The 21,644-nt window shown below is 43.2% G+C and carries 15 protein-coding genes; all 15 read right to left on the bottom strand.

Annotated features, from left to right (window positions below; translation table 11 throughout):
* Nucleotides 1–339: 339 nt before the first annotated feature.
* Nucleotides 340–6,078: a HAMP domain-containing protein gene (locus H6G32_RS09490; RefSeq protein ID WP_190457455.1), complete on the bottom strand. Its 5,739-nt coding sequence runs from the start codon at nt 6,076–6,078 to the stop codon at nt 340–342.
* 63 nt (nt 6,079–6,141) lie between these two features.
* Entirely contained in the window at nt 6,142–6,621 is a 480-nt protein-coding gene (locus H6G32_RS09485) for a hypothetical protein (protein ID WP_190457453.1), read from the bottom strand.
* A 189-nt stretch (nt 6,622–6,810) separates the two neighbouring features.
* The gene (gene rppB / locus H6G32_RS09480) at nt 6,811–8,202 is read right to left on the bottom strand and encodes a two-component system sensor histidine kinase RppB (RefSeq protein WP_190457451.1); all 1,392 of its coding nucleotides are present in this window, start codon (nt 8,200–8,202) and stop codon (nt 6,811–6,813) included.
* Entirely contained in the window at nt 8,199–8,894 is a 696-nt protein-coding gene (gene rppA / locus H6G32_RS09475) for a two-component system response regulator RppA (RefSeq protein WP_190457449.1), read from the bottom strand. Before rppA ends, rppB begins: the two co-directional genes overlap by 4 nt.
* 292 nt (nt 8,895–9,186) lie before the next feature.
* Nucleotides 9,187–9,681 carry a hypothetical protein gene (locus H6G32_RS09470; protein ID WP_190457447.1) on the bottom strand — a complete coding sequence of 165 codons (495 nt, stop codon included), beginning with the start codon at nt 9,679–9,681 and terminating at the stop codon, nt 9,187–9,189.
* 45 nt (nt 9,682–9,726) lie between these two features.
* Nucleotides 9,727–12,852, bottom strand: coding sequence for an efflux RND transporter permease subunit (locus H6G32_RS09465; protein ID WP_190457445.1), 3,126 nt, complete (start codon nt 12,850–12,852; stop codon nt 9,727–9,729).
* Nucleotides 12,853–12,854: 2 nt separating this feature from the next.
* Nucleotides 12,855–14,528 (bottom strand): efflux RND transporter periplasmic adaptor subunit, encoded by a 1,674-nt coding sequence (locus tag H6G32_RS09460; protein WP_190457442.1) that lies wholly within the window; start codon nt 14,526–14,528, stop codon nt 12,855–12,857.
* Between the two features lie 234 nt (nt 14,529–14,762).
* Complete coding sequence (locus tag H6G32_RS09455) at nt 14,763–15,488, bottom strand: DUF305 domain-containing protein (protein ID WP_190457440.1); 726 nt, start codon at nt 15,486–15,488, stop codon at nt 14,763–14,765.
* A gap of 348 nt (nt 15,489–15,836) precedes the next feature.
* The gene (locus H6G32_RS09450) at nt 15,837–16,601 is read right to left on the bottom strand and encodes an energy-coupling factor ABC transporter ATP-binding protein (RefSeq protein ID WP_190457438.1); all 765 of its coding nucleotides are present in this window, start codon (nt 16,599–16,601) and stop codon (nt 15,837–15,839) included.
* A gap of 23 nt (nt 16,602–16,624) precedes the next feature.
* Entirely contained in the window at nt 16,625–17,293 is a 669-nt protein-coding gene (locus H6G32_RS09445) for an energy-coupling factor transporter transmembrane component T family protein (RefSeq protein ID WP_190457436.1), read from the bottom strand.
* Nucleotides 17,286–18,209, bottom strand: a complete 924-nt coding sequence (locus H6G32_RS09440; RefSeq protein WP_190457434.1) for an energy-coupling factor ABC transporter permease — start codon at nt 18,207–18,209, stop codon at nt 17,286–17,288. Before H6G32_RS09440 ends, H6G32_RS09445 begins: the two co-directional genes overlap by 8 nt.
* Before the next feature lie 407 nt (nt 18,210–18,616).
* Nucleotides 18,617–19,444: an energy-coupling factor ABC transporter ATP-binding protein gene (locus tag H6G32_RS09435; protein ID WP_190457433.1), complete on the bottom strand. Its 828-nt coding sequence runs from the start codon at nt 19,442–19,444 to the stop codon at nt 18,617–18,619.
* 142 nt (nt 19,445–19,586) lie between these two features.
* On the bottom strand, nt 19,587–20,405 hold the full coding sequence (gene cbiQ, locus H6G32_RS09430; RefSeq protein ID WP_190457430.1) for a cobalt ECF transporter T component CbiQ: 819 nt from the start codon (nt 20,403–20,405) through the stop codon (nt 19,587–19,589).
* Nucleotides 20,389–20,700 (bottom strand): energy-coupling factor ABC transporter substrate-binding protein, encoded by a 312-nt coding sequence (locus H6G32_RS09425; RefSeq protein WP_190457428.1) that lies wholly within the window; start codon nt 20,698–20,700, stop codon nt 20,389–20,391. Before H6G32_RS09425 ends, cbiQ begins: the two co-directional genes overlap by 17 nt.
* Complete coding sequence (locus H6G32_RS09420) at nt 20,687–21,373, bottom strand: energy-coupling factor ABC transporter permease (protein ID WP_199328055.1); 687 nt, start codon at nt 21,371–21,373, stop codon at nt 20,687–20,689. Before H6G32_RS09420 ends, H6G32_RS09425 begins: the two co-directional genes overlap by 14 nt.
* Between the last annotated feature and the right edge of the window lie 271 nt (nt 21,374–21,644).

Here is a 21,644-nt window from a genome sequence, read left to right as displayed (position 1 = left end):
CTCTTTAACGCGCGGTATTACAACTATCTAAAGTTAGAAGTTTTAGCTCAAGGAATCTGAAGTCAAGCTATTTTGGATTGAACCCATGTATTAATGCAGGGGCTTGATCTAATACGATTTGGGATTTTGGAGTTTGTCGTGAGCGCTCAGGGGAGGGATTTCAGATTTTGGATGAGGAAACTTTATCTGAGTATGGGTTCTGTAAATCTATCTGTCACCATCATTTTTCAAAAAAGTATAAGGAAAATCTCTCTTTTTTATCCATAAATTTATAAAACTTACTTATTGACAAAACACAATAAATGCGTGTCTATGTTTTTAGGCATTCAAGCTTGATTTTTAACGATATAGGTAAACCTGCAAGAGTGAAAGTAACTGTTCAATATCTACGGGTTTAGTGATGTAATCTGATGCACCTGCTTCAATACACTTTTCGCGATCGCCTTGCATGGCTTTAGCGGTAAGTGCAATTATCGGCAAAGATTTAAATCGGGCGTGCTGGCGGATCAGTCTAGTTGTCTGGTAACCATCCATTTCTGGCATCATTACATCCATCAAAACTAGATCAATGTCTGGTGTATTTTGTAAAATGCTAATACCTTCTCGGCCGGTTTCAGCATATACAACCTGCAATTGATGGCGTTCCAGCATACTAGTAAGGGCGAAGATATTACGGATATCATCGTCTATAATCAGCACTTTCTTGTTACCAAGGGAACCGTCTCTAGAATGTAGCTGTTGACCCTTGGGTTCAGGTAAATTTGCCTGAACGCGATGCAAGACTAATGCTGTTTCATCAAAGAGACCTTCAGGAGTTCGCACATCTTTGAAAATAATTGTCTCCGCTATTCGCTTAAGTTCAGTTTCTTGATCTGGGGAAATTTCTCTACTGGTGTAGACAATAACTGGCAAAGCTTCGCCATTGGGATGTTGCTTGATCTGCTCGATCAGTTCAAAACCGCTCATATCTGGTAGTCCTAAATCGAGGACAAGGCAATCAAAAAGCTGAGTGCGAATGGCTTCTAGGGCTGCTGCACCAGTGCCAACAGCAGTGATAGTCACATCACCGCTACCAATCAGCTCGATAATACTCCGCCGCTGATGATCGTCGTCTTCGATTACCAACAAATCTTTTACCCGACGCTGAACAAAACCTTTAATTTTAGTCAATGCCTCAGATACTGTTTCGCTAGTTACGGGTTTTTGCACATATGCGATCGCTCCTAGTTCTAAACTCCGTTGTCGTCCTTCTTCAACTGTCATGATGTGTACGGGAATATGGCGCGTGTTTGGGTCATGCTTCAAACGATCCAACACCGTCCAACCATCCATCTCTGGCAACCGCACATCCAGCAAAATCGCTGAAGGCTGGTATTGCTGTGCTAAGGTTAACCCGATTCTGCCGTTTTGGGCAGCTATGACCTTGAATCCTTTTTGTCGTGCTAAATCTAGCAAAATACGTGCAAAGTGAATATCATCCTCGACGATCAGTAGCACGTGATCCCCGTCTTCAATAGTAGTGCGATCGTCATTCAGAAGTCCTAATTGCTGGTTGCTCAGTAGATTCGATGTAGACTCAGGACTCAGCATTCCTGGCTCCGAACTAAATTGCGGCAAGTAAAACGTAAACGTGCTACCTTGACCGGGGTGACTAACAAGTTTAATTTCTCCGCCAAAGAGGCGGGCAATTTCGCGGCTAATGGACAAACCCAAGCCTGTGCCACCATATTTACGACTGGTAGTGCCATCGGCTTGCTGAAACGCCTCAAAAATCACCTTTTGCTTGTCGGGGGCAATGCCAATACCAGTATCCGTGACTGAAAAGGCAATCACAATCTGGGCGCGATTTAAGGTTTCTTGGTTGAGGCTCCACCCCTGCTTTGCCACTTCAATTCGCAAGTTTACCTCTCCACGCTCTGTAAATTTAAAAGCATTGGAGAGCAGATTTTTCAGCACTTGTTGTAGGCGTTTGGCGTCGCTATAGATGGTTCTTGGTAATTCAGAAGCCAATTCAATTGTGAAGCTAAGTCCTTTGTCCTGAGCTATTTGCCGGAAAGTGCGCTCAATATGGCCGCCCAACTCTGTTAACAGCGTTTGGGTCATGTTAATTGACATAGTTCCCGATTCTATTTTGGCGAGATCGAGAATGTCATTGATCAGCGCCAAAAGGTCAGTACCTGCTGAGTAAATTGTCCGGCTATATTCGACTTGCTTGTCGGTGAGATTGCCATCGACGTTATCGGCTAACAACCTAGCCAAAATCAACAAGCTGTTCAGCGGTGTCCGTAATTCATGGGACATATTAGCGAGAAACTCAGACTTGTATTTTGACGAGAGTGCTAGTTGTTCAGCCTTCTCTTCTAAAGACCGTCTGGCGTGTTCAATTTCTCGATTTTTGCGCTCGACTTCTTTCTTTTGGAGAGCTAACAGCTCTGCCTTTTCTTCTAACTCGGCGTTGGTTTTTTGTAACTCGTCTTGCTGTCCTTTTAATAAATCTTCGGAGGTTTTGAGTGATTGGGCTTGCTGTTCTAGGCGCTTGTTGGTTTCCCGCAGTTCGTTTTGCTGGGTTTGCAGTTCCTCAGCTAAAGACTGGGACTGCTTGAGCAATTCTTCAGTCCGCATCGAAGCGGCGATCGTATTGAGGACGATCGCAATACTTTCGGTGAGTTGATCAAAGAATGTCAGATGAATCTCGCTAAAGCGGCGGAAAGAAGCTAATTCAATCACCGCTGTCACCTGTCCTTCAAATAGCACGGGTAACACCACGGCATTGAGTGGGGTAGATTCTCCTAAACCAGAGGTGATTTTTACATAATCACTCGGTATTTCCGTCAGCAATATTCGCTCTCTTTCTAAAGCGCATTGTCCTACCAAGCCTTCACCCAAGTAAAAGCGGTTAGCCAGATGCTTGCGTTCGCGATAAGCATAGCTGCTAAGTAATTTGAGATATACCGAATTTTCCCCACTGTCCATCAAGTAGAATACGCCTTGTTGTGCTCCCACCAGGGGCGCTAGTTCCGAAAGAATTAGTTTGGATACAGTTTCCAAATCTCGCTGACCTTGCAGCATCCGGGTAAACTTGGCTAGGTTAGTTTTTAACCAATCTTGTTCGGTGTTTTTCTGGGTTGTTTCTCGCAGGTTAGCGATCATCTGGTTGATGTTGTCTTTGAGGATTGCCACTTCCCCTAGGGCCTCGACGGCAATCGAGCGAGTTAAATCACCCTTAGTAACCGCTGTAGCCACTTCTGCGATCGCTCTTAACTGAGTAGTGAGGGTGGCAGCTAGTTCATTCACATTATCTGTCAAATCTTTCCAAGTACCAGCTGCCCCAGGCACTCTAGCTTGTCCACCCAACTTCCCTTCAATGCCCACTTCCCGCGCTACGGTGGTTACTTGATTGGCAAATGTCGCTAGAGTATCAATCATTTCGTTGATTGTCTCTGCCAAGGTTTCAATTTCTCCCTTGGCATCTAGCATCAGTTTCCGCTTTAAGTCACCATTGGCCACCGCTGTCACAACTCTAGCAATACCGCGCACTTGGGCCGTTAAATTTCCCGCCATCGAGTTAACGTTGTCTGTCAAATCTTTCCAAGTGCCTGCCACACCTTGCACTTGTGCTTGACCGCCCAATTTCCCCTCAGTGCCCACTTCTCTAGCAACCCGCGTCACTTCTGAGGCAAAGGAACTAAGTTGATCCACCATTGTGTTAATGGTATTTTTCAACTCCAGAATTTCGCCTTTAACATCGACGGTGATTTTTTTGGAGAGGTCGCCATTTGCCACCGCTTTGGTAACTTCGGCAATGTTTCGCACCTGTGCCGTTAGGTTTCCCGCCATTGAGTTAACGTTATCAGTTAAATCTTTCCAAGTGCCTGCTACTCCCCTGACATAGGCTTGCACACCCAATTTACCCTCAGTGCCCACTTCCCGCGCCACCCGCGTTACTTCCGATGCAAAGGAGTTTAGCTGATCCACCATTGTGTTAATGGTATTTTTCAACTCCAGAATTTCGCCTTTAACATCAACGGTGATTTTTTTGGAAAGGTCGCCGTTGGCTACAGCTGTTGTGACTTCGGCAATGTTCCGTACTTGGGCTGTTAAGCTTCCCGCCATGAAATTAACGCTGTCGGTGAGATCCTTCCAAGTACCTGCCACCCCCTTAACTTCTGCTTGCACGCCCAGCTTACCTTCTGTTCCCACTTCCCGCGCCACTCGCGTTACTTCTGATGCAAAGGAATTAAGCTGATCCACCATCGTGTTGACAGTGTTCTTTAACTCTAAAATTTCGCCTTTGACATCAACGGTAATTTTCTTAGAAAGGTCGCCATTTGCCACAGCTGTTGTCACTTCGGCGATATTCCGCACTTGTGCCGTTAAGCTGCCCGCCATAAAATTGACGCTGTCGGTCAAGTCCTTCCAAGTGCCAGCTACACCTCTTACATCTGCTTGTACGCCCAGCTTACCTTCACTCCCCACTTCCCTAGCCACCCGCGTTACTTCCGATGCAAAGGAACTGAGCTGATCCACCATGATATTGATGGTGTTCTTCAGTTCAAAAATTTCGCCTTTGACATCGACGGTGATTTTTTTGGAAAGGTCGCCATTGGCGATCGCAGTTGCCACTTCAGCAATGTTCCGCACCTGTCCAGTGAGGTTACCTGCCATCAAATTTACGTTGTCGGTCAAGTCTTTCCAGGTTCCCGCTACTCCCCGGACTTCTGCTTGCACACCCAGCTTACCTTCTGTTCCCACTTCCCTAGCAACCCGTGTTACTTCCGATGCAAAGGAATTTAGCTGATCCACCATTGTGTTAATGGTGTTTTTGAGTTCTAGAATTTCGCCTTTGACATCGACGGTGATTTTTTTGGAAAGGTCGCCGTTGGCCACAGCTGTTGTCACTTCGGCAATATTTCTCACTTGTGCCGTTAAGCTACCCGCCATGAAGTTGACACTATCGGTCAAGTCCTTCCATGTACCCGCTACCCCCCGGACTTCCGCTTGACCGCCTAACTTTCCTTCTGCACCCACCTCACGGGCCACCCTCGTCACTTCTGATGCAAAGGAGTTGAGCTGATCCACCATGATGTTAACGGTGTTTTTCAACTCTAAAATTTCGCCTTTGACATTAACAGTAATTTTCTTGGAGAGGTCGCCGTTAGCTACTGCTGTAGTCACTTCAGCAATATTACGTACTTGTGCTGTTAGATTACCTGCCATCATATTCACGGACTCGGTCAGATCCCTCCAAGTGCCAGCTACGCCGCGCACCTCTGCTTGAACGCCCAACTTCCCTTCGGTTCCCACCTCACGAGCAACCCGCGTCACTTCTGAGGCAAAAGAGTTAAGCTGATCTACCATCGTGTTGACGGTGTTTTTTAGTTCGAGAATTTCGCCTTTAACATCGACAGTAATTTTTTTGGAAAGGTCACCATTGGCGATCGCAGTTGCCACTTCGGCGATGTTGCGAACTTGCCCAGTGAGATTACCCGCCATCAAGTTGACGTTGTCGGTCAAGTCCTTCCAAGTACCAGCTACTCCCTTAACTTCTGCTTGTACACCCAGCTTGCCTTCAGTTCCCACTTCCCTAGCAACTCGCGTTACTTCCGAGGCAAAGGAACCAAGGCGATCTACCATTGTGTTGACGATATTGGCAGTTTGAAGAAACTCTCCTTGGAGACCTCTGCCGTCAATTTCTGTAGCGATGGTTTGGGATAGGTCGCCATTGGCTACAGCCCTGATCACACGAGTAGTTTCGGCTGTTGGCTGGACTAAATCTGTAATGAGAATATTCACAGAACTAACACAATCTGACCATGAACCGCGAACATTTCCTAAAGAGGCACGTTCGGATATTTTGCCTTCTTTACCAACAACATTGCCAATCCGCTGTAGCTCTGTAGCCATGCGCTCATTTTGGTCAATAATATTGTTGAGGGTATCGGCTATTTTCCCCGCCATGCCAGTTTGGTCTATGGGCATCCGAACAGAAAAGTCACCTTGTTTGACGGCATTCAGCGTTGTCAGTAACTGTTTTAAATCTAGATGATCGCTATCTCTAGTTAACTGTTCAGTTGCCATAGCTTAATCCTTTGGGAATTTTTGTCTGTTTGATGAATCCCCTAGCTAGAAGCTGGGAGATGGTTAATTAGTAGTCTGGCTACAGTACTTATTAAGCTGATTACCTAGGGCATCAGATTGCTTACCAGTAGTTTTAGCTGCTGCTAGTGCTGAGTCTATTTCGGCTCTAGCACTTTGGATTTTTTCCCTACCAGCCGGTGAGGCTTCTGCTGTCTTGGCTGTACCAAGGGCCTTAGCCGCTTTGGCTATCGCTTGACTGAGGTTCTCAAATACTTTAACAAAACTACTTTGAAATTCTTGCAGCTTGGGATCTGTGATCTTCAGTTCCGCAATCGATTTGTTAACAGTCTCTAAGTCTTTCGAGAGTTGTAAGCTGGTTGTTACCTGCTTTCCTTTATTTGTATCAATCAAAGATGTGCCTTCATTTACAATTTTAACTAGCCGCTGACACTGGGAGACTTTACTCTCGTTGCAACCAGTAACCAATAAAGCGATGCACAGGCTCACAGGAGCAATAACAATATACTTACGTAAAACTAACATCCAAACCCCAACAGCAGTAAAACCCAAATAATATTAACCAATATTTAACTAGTTTTGATCTAACTTTCAGCAATTGGAAACTTCAATCAAATTACCCTCTGGATCTCGTAGATAAATAGATACAATCTCTCCTGTAGCTGTACAACATCTCTACACTGAGGTATGAAAACTCCTGTAAAAAGTTCTTTCTTAGCTGTTCGAGAGTGCTTGTGTCATCCCCCTGCGGGAATAATTAAGTGGGCGGACAGGGAAGGGCAACTTAACAGTAAAAGTGCTACCTTGATCTAATTCACTTTGCACATCTAAGCTACCGTGATGTGCCTGAACAATTGCTTGTGCGATCGCCAATCCTAATCCAGAACCGCCAGTGCTACGAGAGCGATCGCTATTCACTCGATAAAAGCGATCAAAAATCCGAGTCAGATCCGGCTGCGGAATACCAATGCCCGTATCCTGAACCTGAATCACAGCATAATTGTCACCGCGGTCTAAGCAAACGGTTACCTTTCCTGTTTGTGGTGTGTATTGAATGGCATTGATAATTAAGTTAGAAAACAAGCGATAAAGCTGATCTTCATTACCAATGACATCCAAAGGAGTTAACCCCCGTACTGAAGATGTCAGCGTGACACTTTCGGCGATTGCCAACGCCGCAAATTCTTCTATTAAGTCGTTAACAATATCATCCAAGCAGCAAAGGTCTCGTTGCATTGGCACAGATTGACGATCCAGGCGAGTCAGCAGTAATAAATCTGTAACAAGAGTTGTGAGTCGCTGATTCTGACGCTGTAGAGTTTGCAGAATTTCCCGCGCCTCGATTTCCTCTAGTTGTGGCATCAAAAGGGCTGATTCTACTGTCGCTTGTGTTGCTGCTAGAGGCGATCGCAATTCGTGTGCGGCATCTGCTGTAAATTGATGAATTTGTCTATATGAGCGATAAATCGGCTGCATTGCTAATCCTGCTAACCACCAACTAGCAACACCAACCACAACCATGATAATTGGTAATCCCAATCCTAAAGTGAGTTTTACAGCAACAAGATAACTATTGAAATCTGCCAGACTTCGCCCTACTTGAATATAACCCCAATCGCGATTTTTTTGAGTGTGCAGAATAAAGGTAATCTGATGATAGAGGTGTCCTTTACTATCTTTTAGAGTTTGCCAAAGTTCCTTGTTAAAAATCTGAGATAATCCTTTTGGATAAGTTCCTGCTACAGCAATCAAGCGTCCAGAATCATCGAAAAACCGCACATAGTAATTACCTTGATTGATTGGGCTTAAAATATGGCGTTTGGAACTTAACTGCTCTTCAATGCAGCTTTTATCAACCACACAAATATTGGGTAAAAGCTCCTGTATAACTGGTTCTAATTTACCAGGTTGCTGTAATTTCAGTTCAATACTGTCGTGCAATGTACCGGCAACAAACTCCAATTCTCGGTCTAATGTCATCCAATGTGCATGTGCAATAGCTCTGTAGATACCGAATCCACAAAAGCTTAAAATCAAAGCCATGACGAGGGCATACCACAATGCTAAACGCAGGCGGGTCTGCTGAAACAGTTTATTTTGATTCATGGTGTGAAATTGAGACGATATCCCGTACCATGCAAAGTTTCAATGATGTTCTCACAGCCGCTATTGGTTAGTTTACGACGCAGCAAACGCATTTGAGCAGCTACCACATTACTTATGGGTTCTGCACTCACCACCCAAAGCTGATTACGAATTTGTTCGGTGGTCATAATTTGATTCGGGTGCTTCATAAAATATTCTAGTAGCTGAAATTCCTTATTAGTCAGGGAAATCTCCTGTTTATTCCCCGCAGTATTTTGACTGACAACTATATTGTTGCCATAATCTAGAGTCAAGTTGCCAACAGTTAATTCCTGTGGCTGAAATTGCGGCGATCGCCTCTGCAATGCACGCAACCTTGCCAGTAATTCCGCCATACCAAATGGTTTTACTAAGTAATCATCTGCACCTGCATCTAGCCCTGCAACTTTATCTTCCATTCTATCTTTAGCCGTCAGCATCAATACAGGCAGAGGGCTTTTGTGAGAACGGAGCATTTTACATAACTCTAAACCTGATATTCCTGGCAGCATCCAATCGAAAATAGCTAAGGTGTATTGTGTCCACTTATTTTCTAGATATGCCCAGGCATCATTACCATCTAGTACCCAATCAACCAAATACTTCTGCTGGGTAAGAGTTCGCTTAATAGCTGCACCTAAATCTGGTTCATCTTCAACTAGTAGGATTCTCATAAGCTTCAATAATAAAAATTCAAAATCCAAAATTCCATAGATATTAGGTAAGGAGTCAGGAGTCAGAATATTTGTGTGTAGTAGGAATCCACAGGAGCAAGTTTTTTCATCAATTATCAAGAATCACTGGAAAACTCTCATTAATTCTGTATTCTGTATTCTTACGATATTAGCTAAATTTCAATATACTTTATCCAGAAAAAATATAGAGATATTGCCTAAAATATCTCTATATTTTTTCATACTTATTCGATAGAAAATACAAGCATTCGATGTTTTCTAATCCAGAAAATTACCGATTAAAATTAAACCGCCCATTTACCTTTTCACCTTTAATATCTGCCGTAATTTTTACTTGATGCTGACCAGATGCTTGTTCACTCAGTAGACCATGATAGTGTTTATTCTTGGCATCATAAGGAAGAAGAACGGTCTTTTGTTTGCCATCAGGTAACTGAACTTGCGCCGTTACTTTGGCATTAGGTACTGTTTCGTGGTTATCTCCAGTTTGCAAATAAAAATCTAAATGAGTTCCATTGGCTTCTTTTTCAGGAACGAATTCTAAATGATATTTTCCTGTTTCTACAACTTGACCACCTTGAGATGCACCATGCTGACTATTTGTTTTAGCTGCTGGTGAAACTGGAGCAGATTTATTTTCAGTAGTTGAAGTAGAAGCAGTTGGAGTATTTTCTGTATTAGCTGCTTGATTACCGCTACTACAAGCTCCCAAAGAAAGTAGCCCGATACTTCCGATAATAATCAAGCCAGATTTTAGTGTTTTCATTAATTGACTCCTTATTTGAAAATCATAGAATGATTGTGATATGTGTTATTGCTCAAAAATTACTCCTGATAACTTGCTATCCTCTACAACTAACAGAGTTTTTTTAGGCAGCAAAAGTCTACTAAATTTAGCATACAAAGCTGGTAAAACCATGAGTGTAAGTGCTGTTGAAGTAAACAACCCACCCAACACCACTATCGACAGTGGTTGCAAAATTTCTTTTCCAGGCCCGCTCTCAACTATCAAAGGTGCTAATCCTAAAGCTGAGGTAAAAGCTGTCATTAATATGGCATTAAGCCTTTCCATTGTCCCTGTTATCAAAACTTCTTTTATTGGGATACCGACCGCGAATTTGGTGTTGTAATTATCCACAAGTAACAAACCATTGCGGGTAGCAACTCCAAATAGAGTGATAAAGCCAACCAAAGAAGCAACAGAAATAACACCGCCAGTCAAAGCTACCGAAAATACTCCTCCCACTAAAGCCAAAGGTAAATTAATCATAATCATGGCAGTAGAAGGAATAGATTTGACAGAAAGGTACATAATTACTGTAATTGCGACAAAAGCAATTGCACTCGATATTAAAATATTCTGAGTTGCTCTTTCTTCTGCTTCAAATTGTCCCGCATACTGGATATAGTAACCAGAGGGTGGATGTACCTGTTGATTAACTTTGTCTTTAATTTCATTGACGATAGAGCGCAAATCTCTACCATTAGCGTTAGCAGAAACAACAATTAATCGGGATACGTTCTCTCTATTTATAGTATTAGGCCCAGTACCATTTTCAATTGCGGCAACCTGTGATAAAGGAATTTTTTGTCCATTGGGGGTATCAACTAACAAATTGCCAATAGAATCCAAATTTTGCCTTGTATCTGGCTTTAACCATACAACTAAATCGAAAGTTTGTTGTTTCTCTAAAACTTGAGACACTACTCTTCCATTGAGAGCAGTTTCAATAATTTCAGAAAGTTTTCCCACCGTTAAACCATATCGCGCAGCGGCAGAACGGTTAAACTTAATTTGTATTTGTTCAATCGGTATTTGGGGTTCTAGTTGTAAATCTACAATCCCATTAACGGTTTTCATGACATCATCAACTTGCTTTCCAATGGTGCGGAGTTGTTCTAAGTCGGGACCGAAGATTTTGACTGCGATCGCACTCCTGACTCCAGACAACACCTCATCCATGCGGTGAGAGATGAAACCACCAATATTCGGTGCTACCCCTGGTAACTTAGCGAATTCCTCCCGTAACTTCTCAATTGTCCCCTCCCTGTCTTTCATTCCTGCTTCGCTTAACTCGATATCCAAGTGTGCTAAATTCACCCCCGCCGCATCCCCATCTCCTGGCGCACGTCCAGAACGCAATTGCACATAAGGAAATCTAGAGTCTCCCTTGAGTGCTTGCTGGAGTGCTTCACCAGCTGCATTAGTAGCTTCTAGAGATACACCAGGATAGAGAGTTATAGTGTTCACCAAAGTCTGTTCTTGAAACTCTGGTAAAAATATTCTGCCAAAGGAGGGGACAATTATAGTCGCAGCTACCAAACTAGCGATCGCTAAAACTAAAATAATTCCCGAATGCTTGAGGGAAAATGTTAATAGAGGATAGTACAGCCGCTTAAAAAATCTCGCTACCCAAGGTTCTGTTTCTGGCAAGCGACCATAAGGTAATAATATTGCACATAGAGCCGGAGTTATCGTTAATGCTGTGATACTAGAGGCTATAACTGCTGCCATATAGCCTAATCCCATTGGGATAAAAATGCTGCCTTCTACACCAGCCAAAGCAAAAACTGGAGAAAACACAACTATGGTAATGATGGTAGCTCCAAATACCGAATCGCGTACCTCTTGACAACCGTCAAATACAACATCTAAAACTGGACGCGGATGAGGAGAATATTTATTTTCTCGCAGGTTACGGTAAACATTCTCCGCATCAACAATCGCATCATCAACCGCTGAACCAATGGCGACTGCTAACCCTCCCAAGGTCATGGTATTTAAACCTTGTCCTAACCAATTTAGTAGTAGTACTCCTAATAATAAAGATAACGGAAGGGCAGTTAAACAAATAGCCAGATTCCGCCAATTCATTAAAAAAGGAATTAAAATCAAGGCAACAATAATACTGCCTTCAATTAAAGCCTCTCTAACGTTTTCAATAGAGGAATCAATATAGTTCTCTTGACGAAAAGTTGGGGTGATTTTGATATCTTTAGGTAATCCCGCTTTTACCTCTGCCATCGCCTCCTCTATGGCACGGGTGACAGTTGGAGTATCGGCTTGAGGCTGTTTGTTAATCATGACAATAACCGCCTTTTCACCGTTAAAACTGCCGTCACCTCGTTTAATAGCTGCACCAATTTGCACATCAGCAACATCTAAGATATTGACAGGCGTACCATTGCGGGCAGTAATCACTGATTGCTGTAATTCTTCAATAGATTCAATCCGCCCAATCCCCCGAATTAACTTTTCTCGGTCAGGAGTAATTAAATAGCCACCAGGAGCATTGACATTAGCGGCAGATGCTGCTTGTTCTACGTCTTCTAAAGTGACATTAAAGGCTCTTAGCTTCGCTGGATCAACTAATACTTGATATTGGCGGACATCGCCACCATAGGCCACTACCTGACTAACACCAGGAACAGCCAAAAGACGATTTGTTACTTGCCAATCAACAATGCGCCGCACTTCCATTAAAGGAGTGCTTTGGGAAGTGAAAGCATATTGTAATACAGTGCCGATGGGGGAGCTTGTCGGGGAAATTTGCGGAGTTTCTACCCCTGATGGCAATTTACTTTGTGCTTGTTGTAATCGCTCTGTTACTAACTGACGAGCTTGATAAATATCAGTATCCCAGTTAAAAATGATTTTAACGACAGAAATTCCCGCAGATGAAGATGAGCGTACTGCTGTTACTCCCGGAGTACCGTTAATCGCGCTTTCAATTGGTAAAGTTACCAGGGATTCTAATTCTTCGGGAGCGAGTCCTGGTGCTTCAGTTTGAATTTCGACTTGGGGTGGTGCAAAGCTAGGGAAAACATCCAAGGGCATTTGGATAATTGTGCGGAATATCCAAATAGTCAGGATAATTGTACCAAGTATGACTAACCAACGGCGTGCGATCGCCCATTTAATAATGGCACTCAGCATTGTTATTTCTCTATCTTGACTTCTGAATCTTTACTCGCCACACGGTGGTTATCGTTGAATTCTAGGGCTGCATCTACTTGGGCGGAACTATTGAGATGTTCTTCTATCACGTAGCTTTCTGTCCCTAATTGAGATTTGCTGCGACGACCAGCCCAGAAAGTACCTGCCATAAAAGCTACTGTAGTTAGTGCCGCTCCTCCCCCTGCTGCAATCCACCAAGGTACTGGCAAACTAAGTGTTTTAGTCTCTGTTGTTTGTGCAGGAATTTCGGTGTGTTCGTCTGCTTTTTTCTTGGTATCACCCCGCAAAGATTGAGCATAAAGTTGGGTTGCACGTTGGGTAACAATCATATCTCCCTCAAATAAGCCAGTTTTTACCTCAACCATGTCCCCAGAGTTTTGACCTAAGGTAACTTCAGCCACTTGGTAGGCATTACCATTTTGCAAATAAACCTGTTGCTTGCCATTTGCTTCTACCACAGCCGCAGTCGGAATAGTTAGGACATCTGACGATGTTTGATTTGTCAAGACTTCTAGTTCTGCAAACATTCCTGGCTTGAGAACTCCACTTGAGTTATCTATTTCTGCTTTCACAGGCACAATTCGTGTATCTCCTGCTACCGCAGATTCAATTACGGCAATTCGTCCGGTGAAGGTGCGGTTAGGTACAGAAGCTACCTTCAAGCTTACCCGTTGACCTGTCTTTACTTTGTCTAAATCCTTTTCATAAATATTCGCTGTGGCAAAAACGCGGCTGTCATTAATAATCGTCATTAACTTACCACCCGCGTCCTGGAATGTTTGACCGAGAGTAACTTCCCTATCAGCAACCTTGCCAGTAATCGGAGCATTTACTGTCACCAGTCCTTGAGCATTAGCGCTGTTTCCTAGTTGAGAAAGCCGAGTTTGATATGTAGTGTTACTCAGTTGAATCTTTGATTTTGCTAGTTCAACAGATGACTGAGCCGTTTTGAGTTTGGCCTCAGCCTCAATCACATCGCGGCGGCTGTTAGCTGTGGTTAATTTAGTTTTAGCTTCTGCTAATTGGGTTTGGGATTCTAGGGCTGTGCGACGTGCCAATGCACCAGCATCAGCTAACTGTTTGTCTTTGTTATACTTTTCCTGAAAAAATGCCACTTGGCTCTGTGCTTGAGCTATTTCAGCTGCGGCTATTTGCTGATAGCGATCGCGATTTTGTTGCGCTAACTTTAAATCAGCTAACGCTTGCCGTAAATCAGCTTCACCTTGAGCCAGTTTTTCCTGGGAGTTAACCCGCAGTTCTACTAAGTCAGGACTAGATAAAACAGCTACAGGTTGGCCTTTTTGAACCTTTGCACCGGGTTCTACTAATAACTCAACCACTTTCGCCCCTGAAATTGGGGTAGTCACTTCCACTTTTTGGCTGGGTAAAGTTTCAATTTGCCCAGTAGTTTTAATCCCAATAGCTAGTTGTTGGCGTTTAGCTGGCTCAACTTTAATTCCTAACCGTTGGGCAGTTTGAGCGTCAACTTCAATAGAAGCAGTTGCTGGGGCGGCTTCACTTTCTCCTTGAAATTCATTTCCGTGTCCGCTGTGGGCTAAAACTACTATGGGACTTGCCAATAACAGCAGGCTCACAAGTGTACCAGAAACACAACGCATAGTTACAATTGGTTGGAAACGCAGAGAGTTGGGCATCACTTTCTCGGAATTAAAAATTAACAATTAAAAATTAAAAAAGTAGATTCCACTAGCTTTTTAGTTGAATCTCACTGGTTAGTTATTTTTGCAGCGTTGCACTAGCTTTGTTTTGGGGGATTTTTCTGCACCTGATTTTCATTCTTTCATCTCAAAATGAAATTGGCATGAAATTGAGAACAATTGTGTCGGCAAACTTTGCACCCTTTTCTAAATAGACATTGAAGCTTGAGGCTACTTGTTATACCAAGTTTTGCGCCACTGTTTCATTTGGTTAATCTCTGCATCTTGCGATTTGATAATTTCTTGAGCCAAGTTTTTAATTTCAGAACGCTGAGACTTTTGTAAGGCATCTTTTGCCATGATTACAGCTGATTCATGGTGCGGAATCATTGCGTTGATAAAGCGCAAGTCAAATTCTGCATCAGCTGTACCCAAGTCCATGTTCATCATCATGGCTTGCATTTGCTCAGATGACATCTCCATGTCATGACCCATTTTGGCATCATAAGCCATTGGTTTATCTCCCGCTTTGGGATACCAAGCTGTACGCCACTGTTTCATCTGCGTAATTTCTTGGTTTTGTGCTTTGATAATTTCGTCTGCTAGCTTTTTGATTTCAGGGCGTTTCGATTTCTGCTGTGCTTCTTTTGCCATTACCGTTGCTCCCTGGTGGTGTGGAATCATTGCATCAATAAAGCGCAAATCATAGTTAGCATCGGCTGGCCCTAAATCCATTACCATGCTGTGATTCATCATGCCACTACCATGATTCATCATGCCGTCATGCTTCATGGGTTGCTTATTACTAGTATCGGTGGTGGTGGTAGTAGGGTTTGGTGCTTGGCTTTGGTTTGGAGAAGTGGTTGTAGAACAAGCTATGAGAACGCTGCTAGCAAAAGAGGCGATCGCTAACAAGGGCAATGATAAAAAGCTGTTTTTCAGAGTAGAAATTTGCATAGGGATAATCTAAATATTTCCTAATTTCATTTTGAAATTTCCAGTTAGCTGGAGTGTTAAGCCCTTAGTGATTTATCTTTTGCTTGGGTCATAAAATTGCCCAGATAACTAGTTATTCACAAAGCGACTGTTGCATTTACTAGTTTGACAGCTAAAAATGAAATCAGGATGAAATCAAAGGTTGGTGGTAGTCCTACAGATATACGAATGCACGTAATAATTAGTCGGCTTTGGCTGGCTTTGTTCTGGAGCCACTAAACAATTTCAACAGTGTTTCTATCATTTATTTCATAGATTACTCTAGAGCCAAAGAAAGCAGAAGGTATCTTTCCGCTCTCTCTGGCAGAATTACCAATCTATGGGCAAACCTAACTTTTCTAAAGTATTCCCATCTTGCAAAAGTGGTTGAATATTGCTGTCTACTTGAATTTGACCACCAGACAGCACTAAAGCACGTTGCGTAACTCTACCTAACCAATGTAGGTCATGGGAAGCAATGAGGATGACCTGCACGGGCAACTTTAATAATACTTGCGCCAAATGTCGCCGCCATGCTGGATCAAGTCCGTTAGTCGGCTCATCTAAAATCAGAATTGCCGGATCTAGGGCGAGAATCGCTGCTAGGGCGGCTAGGCGTCTTTGTCCCCCAGAAAGCTCGTGGGCTGAACGGTGGGCGTAAGCTTCTAGACCAAAATCAGCTAATAATTGCCGCGCCCGATCAATTGCCTGTGCTGGTGGCACACCGTAGTTACGAGGCCCAAATGTGACATCTTCTAAGATGGTGGGCATAAACAGTTGGTCGTTGGCATCTTGGAAAGCAAAACCGATGTGTCGCCGAATTTGGGGCAGGGTTTTTGGTTCCACCTTGATGCCGTTAATCCAAATTGCCCCGGTTCGCGGTTGTTTTAAGCCAATCAGGGTTTCCAGCAAGGTGCTTTTTCCTGATCCTGTGGCACCCATTAAAGCGACGCGATCGCCTCTGTTCAAGGTAAAGGAAATTTCTTTTAATACTGGCTCTTGCTGGGAATAGGCATACACCAAGTTTCGCACCTCAACCACAGCAGTGCAGGGGTTAGAGAGGGAATTTTGGGGATTAGAAGTTAAGGATGTCAAGATTCACAACTCGAAATTCACAGTTAAATTTTAACGAAACTCTGGAAATAAGAACTTAGGGTTAAACAAGTGGCGATCGCCCCAGCTGCTAGCACAACCAGACGCTCTTTTGGTCTAATGGTCGCATCTACGGGTAATTCTCCGTTATAACCACGAGCAATCATCGCCGTGTAAACTCGCTCGGCCCTGTCCAAACTGCGGAGGTATAGGGCACCAATCATCGCAGCACTAGCGTAGCGTAGCCATCCCCCAGTACCATTTAGACCCCGTAATTGAGCACTGCGTTGCATTCGCGTCACTTCTGAAAGCAAAATTTCTAGATATTGGCCAGCCAATAGCAAATTTTCTTTTAATGGCCCTGGTACAGGCAAACCTTTGAGAGCAATGCCGAAACTGTGGGGCGGTAAAGTTAACAAAAAACTATTCATGGTGATTAGACAAATCAGCGATCGCACTAGCAAAAAACTAGCTCGCTCCCACCCCAATGGTAACGCCACCAATGAGAGAAAAATCAATTCGGTACCGATTAATCCCCCCAGTTGGCGGATAGGGACGCGTAATAGCCAGGCCCAAAAAAGTGCGATCGCACCATACACAGCTAAATTAGACCAAGCATGATGCTTTAACAAAGCTGCCCCAATCACAATCACTAAAGACAGCTGCAAGCGTAACGGCAAAGAAATTTTAAGCATTCTTCGGTTTCATCACTTTGGCAATCCCAAAGGCAACAGTAAAGCAAATCGTCGCACCTATCAGCCCAGCAATGCTTGTACCAATTGCACCCAAACCCTGAATCCCATAATCAGCTAACGGCGTGGGCACAATTACCCGCACGTTCTCAGCTAAGTTAATAAAGCCTAAGTTTTCCGCCACCTTTTCCAAACCATCAGGCCATGCCGAAGCGAACAGCGACAGCACACCGGCAACCAGAATAATGCTGACGACAGGCACCAACCAGCCACGAAACTGCTGCTGCTCTCCTGGTAACAAATCTGGTCGTGCTGTGGCTAAGTAAGTCAGCACACCACCAGTAATCAACCCTTCCCCAATACCAATTAGAAGATGTACACCAGCCATAGTTGCTAAAACTATGTTGACTGGTGCTGTACCAGAAAGAGCTAACTCCAGGGCACAAGCGATAGATGCTACTACCACACTAACGCCAGCCGCAATACCTGCCGCCAGCGGTAAGCGCCCTTTAGCTCCCCCAAACAACCGTTGCAAAGTTTGGGTTAACACCCAGCCAACCCAAACTCCAACTACTGCCATATTCAAAATATTCGCTCCCAAGGCTGTAATGCCGCCATCGGCAAACAGTACGGCTTGAATAATTAACACTGTGGCAATGCACAACATCCCCGCCCAAGGGCTACCCAAGATGATCGCCGCTAAGGTGCCTCCCAACAAGTGCCCACTGGTGCCGCCAGCTACCGGAAAATTGATCATCTGAGCAGCAAAGATAAAGGCGGTGGTTAAACCCAGGATGGGGGCGCGACGAATACCAAAAGCCTCTTGCGATCGCCTAAATGCAATTAATAATGCTCCCACACTCGCTAAACCAGTAGCTCCCGCCACCGGCACAGAAACAAATCCATCAGGAATATGCATGATGTCCCCTGTATTTAATGTGTTTCTTCACACAAAGATAAGCAATAAAACTACGGCATCAAACTAATAACAAACAAGAATTCCCCGTTTAACGCAATGCCCTATTGGGGGATTTCCTCATCTCACTGAGGGTGTAATTGCAATAAAATATACGACAAGATAATATATTGATTTTCTAAAATATTAATTTTTGTTAATTTTATCTTAATATTATCGCTAAACGTGTGAAAGCCACAGATCCCCGACTTCTTAAAGAAGTCGGGAATCTGGTTAATTATGCACAATCCTAGTAGTCTGTCAAATATATTTTGACAGGTAAATAAATCTTTCTATTTTTCTTCTTCCCTTCTTCCTTTGCGCTCTTTGCGGTTTGTTCCTTTATCCTTCAAACCTTGGTTCACAGAGTACTAGTAATTAAATAGGTTTAATATTCTCTGACGCAACTTTTTTAAAACAGGTTCTTCTCCAGATACTTCTTCAGCAAATAACATCTCATATATCAATGGCACACCAAGCTGCAACTCTTCAAGAATATCCCGTTGGGTAAACACATCTTGGGGGGTTCCCTCTAACACTAACTTTCCCTTATCCATCACAAAAATCCAATCTGCCCAGCGATAAACTAAATCAAGGTCATGGGTTGCCATTAATATTGTTGTACCATCAGCATGAATTTTTTTGAGGGTTTCCATCAGGTTACGGGTATGCAGCCGATCTAAATATGCCGTAGGCTCATCTAGCAACAACAGTTTCGGTTTTAGCACCATTACATCAGCAATAGAAACTCGCTTTTTTTGCCCCAAGCTGAGATGATGTACTGGTCTTTGGGCTAATTCATTTAATCCAAATTCTCTTAAAGCTTGCTCAACTCGCTGTTGAATTTCTGCTACAGGCAAACCCAAGTTACACAAGCCATAAGAAATATCTTCCTCAACAGTAGCGGCTACCAGTTGTTGCTCTGGATCTTGAAAAACCAACCCTACATTTTGGCGTAATTGTACCAAGGATTTACGGTCATATTGTAGAGCCTGATTTTGCCAATAAATCCTGCCTTTTTGGGGTTTATATAAACCATTTGCCAATAAAAATAATGTGGTTTTACCACAACCATTTTGACCGATTAATGCACATTTTTTATGAGCAGGAATCTTCAATATTAAATTATTTAAAGCTGATTGTTGTGAACCTGAATAGGTGTAATGCACCTGCTCAAATTCGAGTAACCATTGCTGCATTATCATACCGTTTTAATTAAAGCATTGCCAATCTTTTTTAATGCCACTGAAAAAATGAACTGTTCCATTCCAATAAAGTTCTTGCAAAAATCCTGGTTGATTATTTCTAACCACAAATAAACACAGATAATTCAGGGCGTGTTTAGATGTAATGAGCTTTTCCTAAAATTGATTTTTGCCAAATGTCTAATGTTATTAATACTGCACATCCGAAAATTGCTTCAAGAGCATATCGCTTAGATAAATGATAGCGATGAGAATGCCAAACTTGAAATTCGCCATTGAAGCCTCGTGATGCCAAAGTTAAGGAAACTTGACGATAATTTTCTAAAGTGCGCTTAAGTAATTGTCCAATTAACAGAGACAAACTTTTCATTGCTATCTTAAAAGTGCGGTAGCCACCACGAGATTGTTGAGCAGTCCATAACTCAGATGCTGTGTTTAAGAGGACAAAAATAAAGCGGTACATCAGCAATAAAAGGTCTGTTAACAATACGGGAAAACCAACGCGACTCATGGTTTGTAAAAGTTCGACAAAGGGGATAGTTAGCATCACAAAGTATAAGCAGGAAAGAGAAGCGATCGCTCGCGTTAAGATTGTTAATCCCTGCTCAATTCCATGGCTACTGATGTATACATAATAATAGCCAATAGTCAACCCTGCTACTGAGTCAGTTTGTACTAAATGCAAGTGAGGAATGTCTACACCATTGATCACTAAAGCTGGTAAACTTGTTAACCAAAATAGAGCGGCAATATAGACTAATTTCACATAAATTTTGGCGGGAATCCCGGCATAAACGACTGTCCAAATGCTCATCCAGACAGCAATTAAAATTTGCACTGGGGGATGAACAAAGGCTGTGATGATTAGCAGTGCGATCGCAAATAGTAGTTTTTGTTCTGGCGCTAACCACCGCAGGCGATTTGTGTAAGCTAGGGTGTCAATCTGAATGTTCATGATTTTTTCGCTGTTCAGTACGTCCTTTGGACAAACCAATAAAATACCCCAGCGCTCCGGCACCTAAAGCCGCCTGAGCAGCAAATAAAAAGGTTTGCACTTCGCAACTAGGCACTTGCATCAGTGGTTTAAACCAAGGTTGATAGCCAGGATTTACTTCTGTAACGGCAATAGTTGCTCTGTCATCTGCGCCGAGAAATTCAGCGTTACGGGCAACTATTAAGGGAACGACTGCTAAAAAGACTACTCCTGCTATTAAAAACCAGTTGCTTAACCCTTTTTTAGATTGATTCATTGGTTTGAGGTTCCCGTTTGATTAATTTCAGTATTTCTAGTTCTGGAGCAGTGTAGGATTGTAGCCAGTTCCACACCAACACAGTCAGCAATCCTTCACTAATTGCTAGAGGAATTTGAGTAATGGCAAAAATCCCCGCAAATTTGGTGAATGAAGCCATAAAACCACCTACAGGTGCGGGAAAAGCTAGGGCGAGTTGCACTGAAGTAATAGTATAGGTGAGTAAATCGCCCAAAGCGGAGGCGAAGAAAATGGCGATTTTTTGCTTACCACTGAACCGCATGATCAGCCGATATATCCAGTAAGCTGCAAAAGGCCCGGCGATCGCCATTGAAAAAGCATTAGCCCCCAATGTCGTCAAACCACCATGTGCTAATAGCAGCGCTTGAAACAACAGTACTAGACTTCCCAAGACAGACATGGCTAGAGGACCAAATAGTACTGCTCCTAACCCTGTCCCCGTAGGATGAGCGCAACTCCCAGTAACCGAAGGCATTTTCAGCGCCGATAACACAAAGGTAAAGGCTCCCGACAATGCTAGGAGTAACTTGAGTTCTGGGTTAGTTTGGGTAATGCGAGTTAGCGATCGCAATCCTAAAACAAAAAACGGTAACGCCACTACCCACCAAAAAACTGCCCAACTTGGTGGTAAGTAGCCTTCCATAATGTGCATCGCATAAGCTGGTGAGGAAGCGCTAACGATAATGTAAAAGCTTATAACCCCAATTAAAATTAGGGATGTAGGTTTTGATTTGAGAATATTGCTCGGCACAGTCTAGCCCTCGCAGCTGTAATTCAAGGACTTAGTTTAGATCAGCGCACACCAAGAGAGACAATTAAAAGTTAAAAATTAAAAATTCCCCAGGAAACCCACGAGAGCTTACCAACACACAGTCAGTCGTTTTCCTACTATTGAGGATTATTGACAATAATTCTTAAGTCCT

This window comes from Cylindrospermum sp. FACHB-282, from assembly GCF_014697195.1.
Lineage (GTDB): Bacteria > Cyanobacteriota > Cyanobacteriia > Cyanobacteriales > Nostocaceae > Cylindrospermum.
This window is presented reverse-complemented; position numbering and strand designations above follow the sequence as displayed.

Bases quoted from the DNA above. Each gene is read 5' to 3' on its own strand.
- H6G32_RS09420 (WP_199328055.1), bottom strand. From the start codon at position 21,373: ATGCACATTATGGAAGGCTACTTACCACCAAGTTGGGCAGTTTTTTGG.
- H6G32_RS09485 (WP_190457453.1), bottom strand. From the start codon at position 6,621: ATGTTAGTTTTACGTAAGTATATTGTTATTGCTCCTGTGAGCCTGTGC.
- H6G32_RS09460 (WP_190457442.1), bottom strand. From the start codon at position 14,528: ATGCCCAACTCTCTGCGTTTCCAACCAATTGTAACTATGCGTTGTGTT.
- cbiQ (WP_190457430.1), bottom strand. From the start codon at position 20,405: ATGAACATTCAGATTGACACCCTAGCTTACACAAATCGCCTGCGGTGG.
- rppB (WP_190457451.1), bottom strand. From the start codon at position 8,202: ATGAATCAAAATAAACTGTTTCAGCAGACCCGCCTGCGTTTAGCATTG.
- H6G32_RS09425 (WP_190457428.1), bottom strand. From the start codon at position 20,700: ATGAATCAATCTAAAAAAGGGTTAAGCAACTGGTTTTTAATAGCAGGA.
- H6G32_RS09455 (WP_190457440.1), bottom strand. From the start codon at position 15,488: ATGCAAATTTCTACTCTGAAAAACAGCTTTTTATCATTGCCCTTGTTA.
- H6G32_RS09465 (WP_190457445.1), bottom strand. From the start codon at position 12,852: ATGCTGAGTGCCATTATTAAATGGGCGATCGCACGCCGTTGGTTAGTC.
- H6G32_RS09435 (WP_190457433.1), bottom strand. From the start codon at position 19,444: ATGCAGCAATGGTTACTCGAATTTGAGCAGGTGCATTACACCTATTCA.
- H6G32_RS09445 (WP_190457436.1), bottom strand. From the start codon at position 17,293: ATGCTTAAAATTTCTTTGCCGTTACGCTTGCAGCTGTCTTTAGTGATT.
- rppA (WP_190457449.1), bottom strand. From the start codon at position 8,894: ATGAGAATCCTACTAGTTGAAGATGAACCAGATTTAGGTGCAGCTATT.
- H6G32_RS09490 (WP_190457455.1), bottom strand. From the start codon at position 6,078: ATGGCAACTGAACAGTTAACTAGAGATAGCGATCATCTAGATTTAAAA.
- H6G32_RS09470 (WP_190457447.1), bottom strand. From the start codon at position 9,681: ATGAAAACACTAAAATCTGGCTTGATTATTATCGGAAGTATCGGGCTA.
- H6G32_RS09440 (WP_190457434.1), bottom strand. From the start codon at position 18,209: ATGCATATTCCTGATGGATTTGTTTCTGTGCCGGTGGCGGGAGCTACT.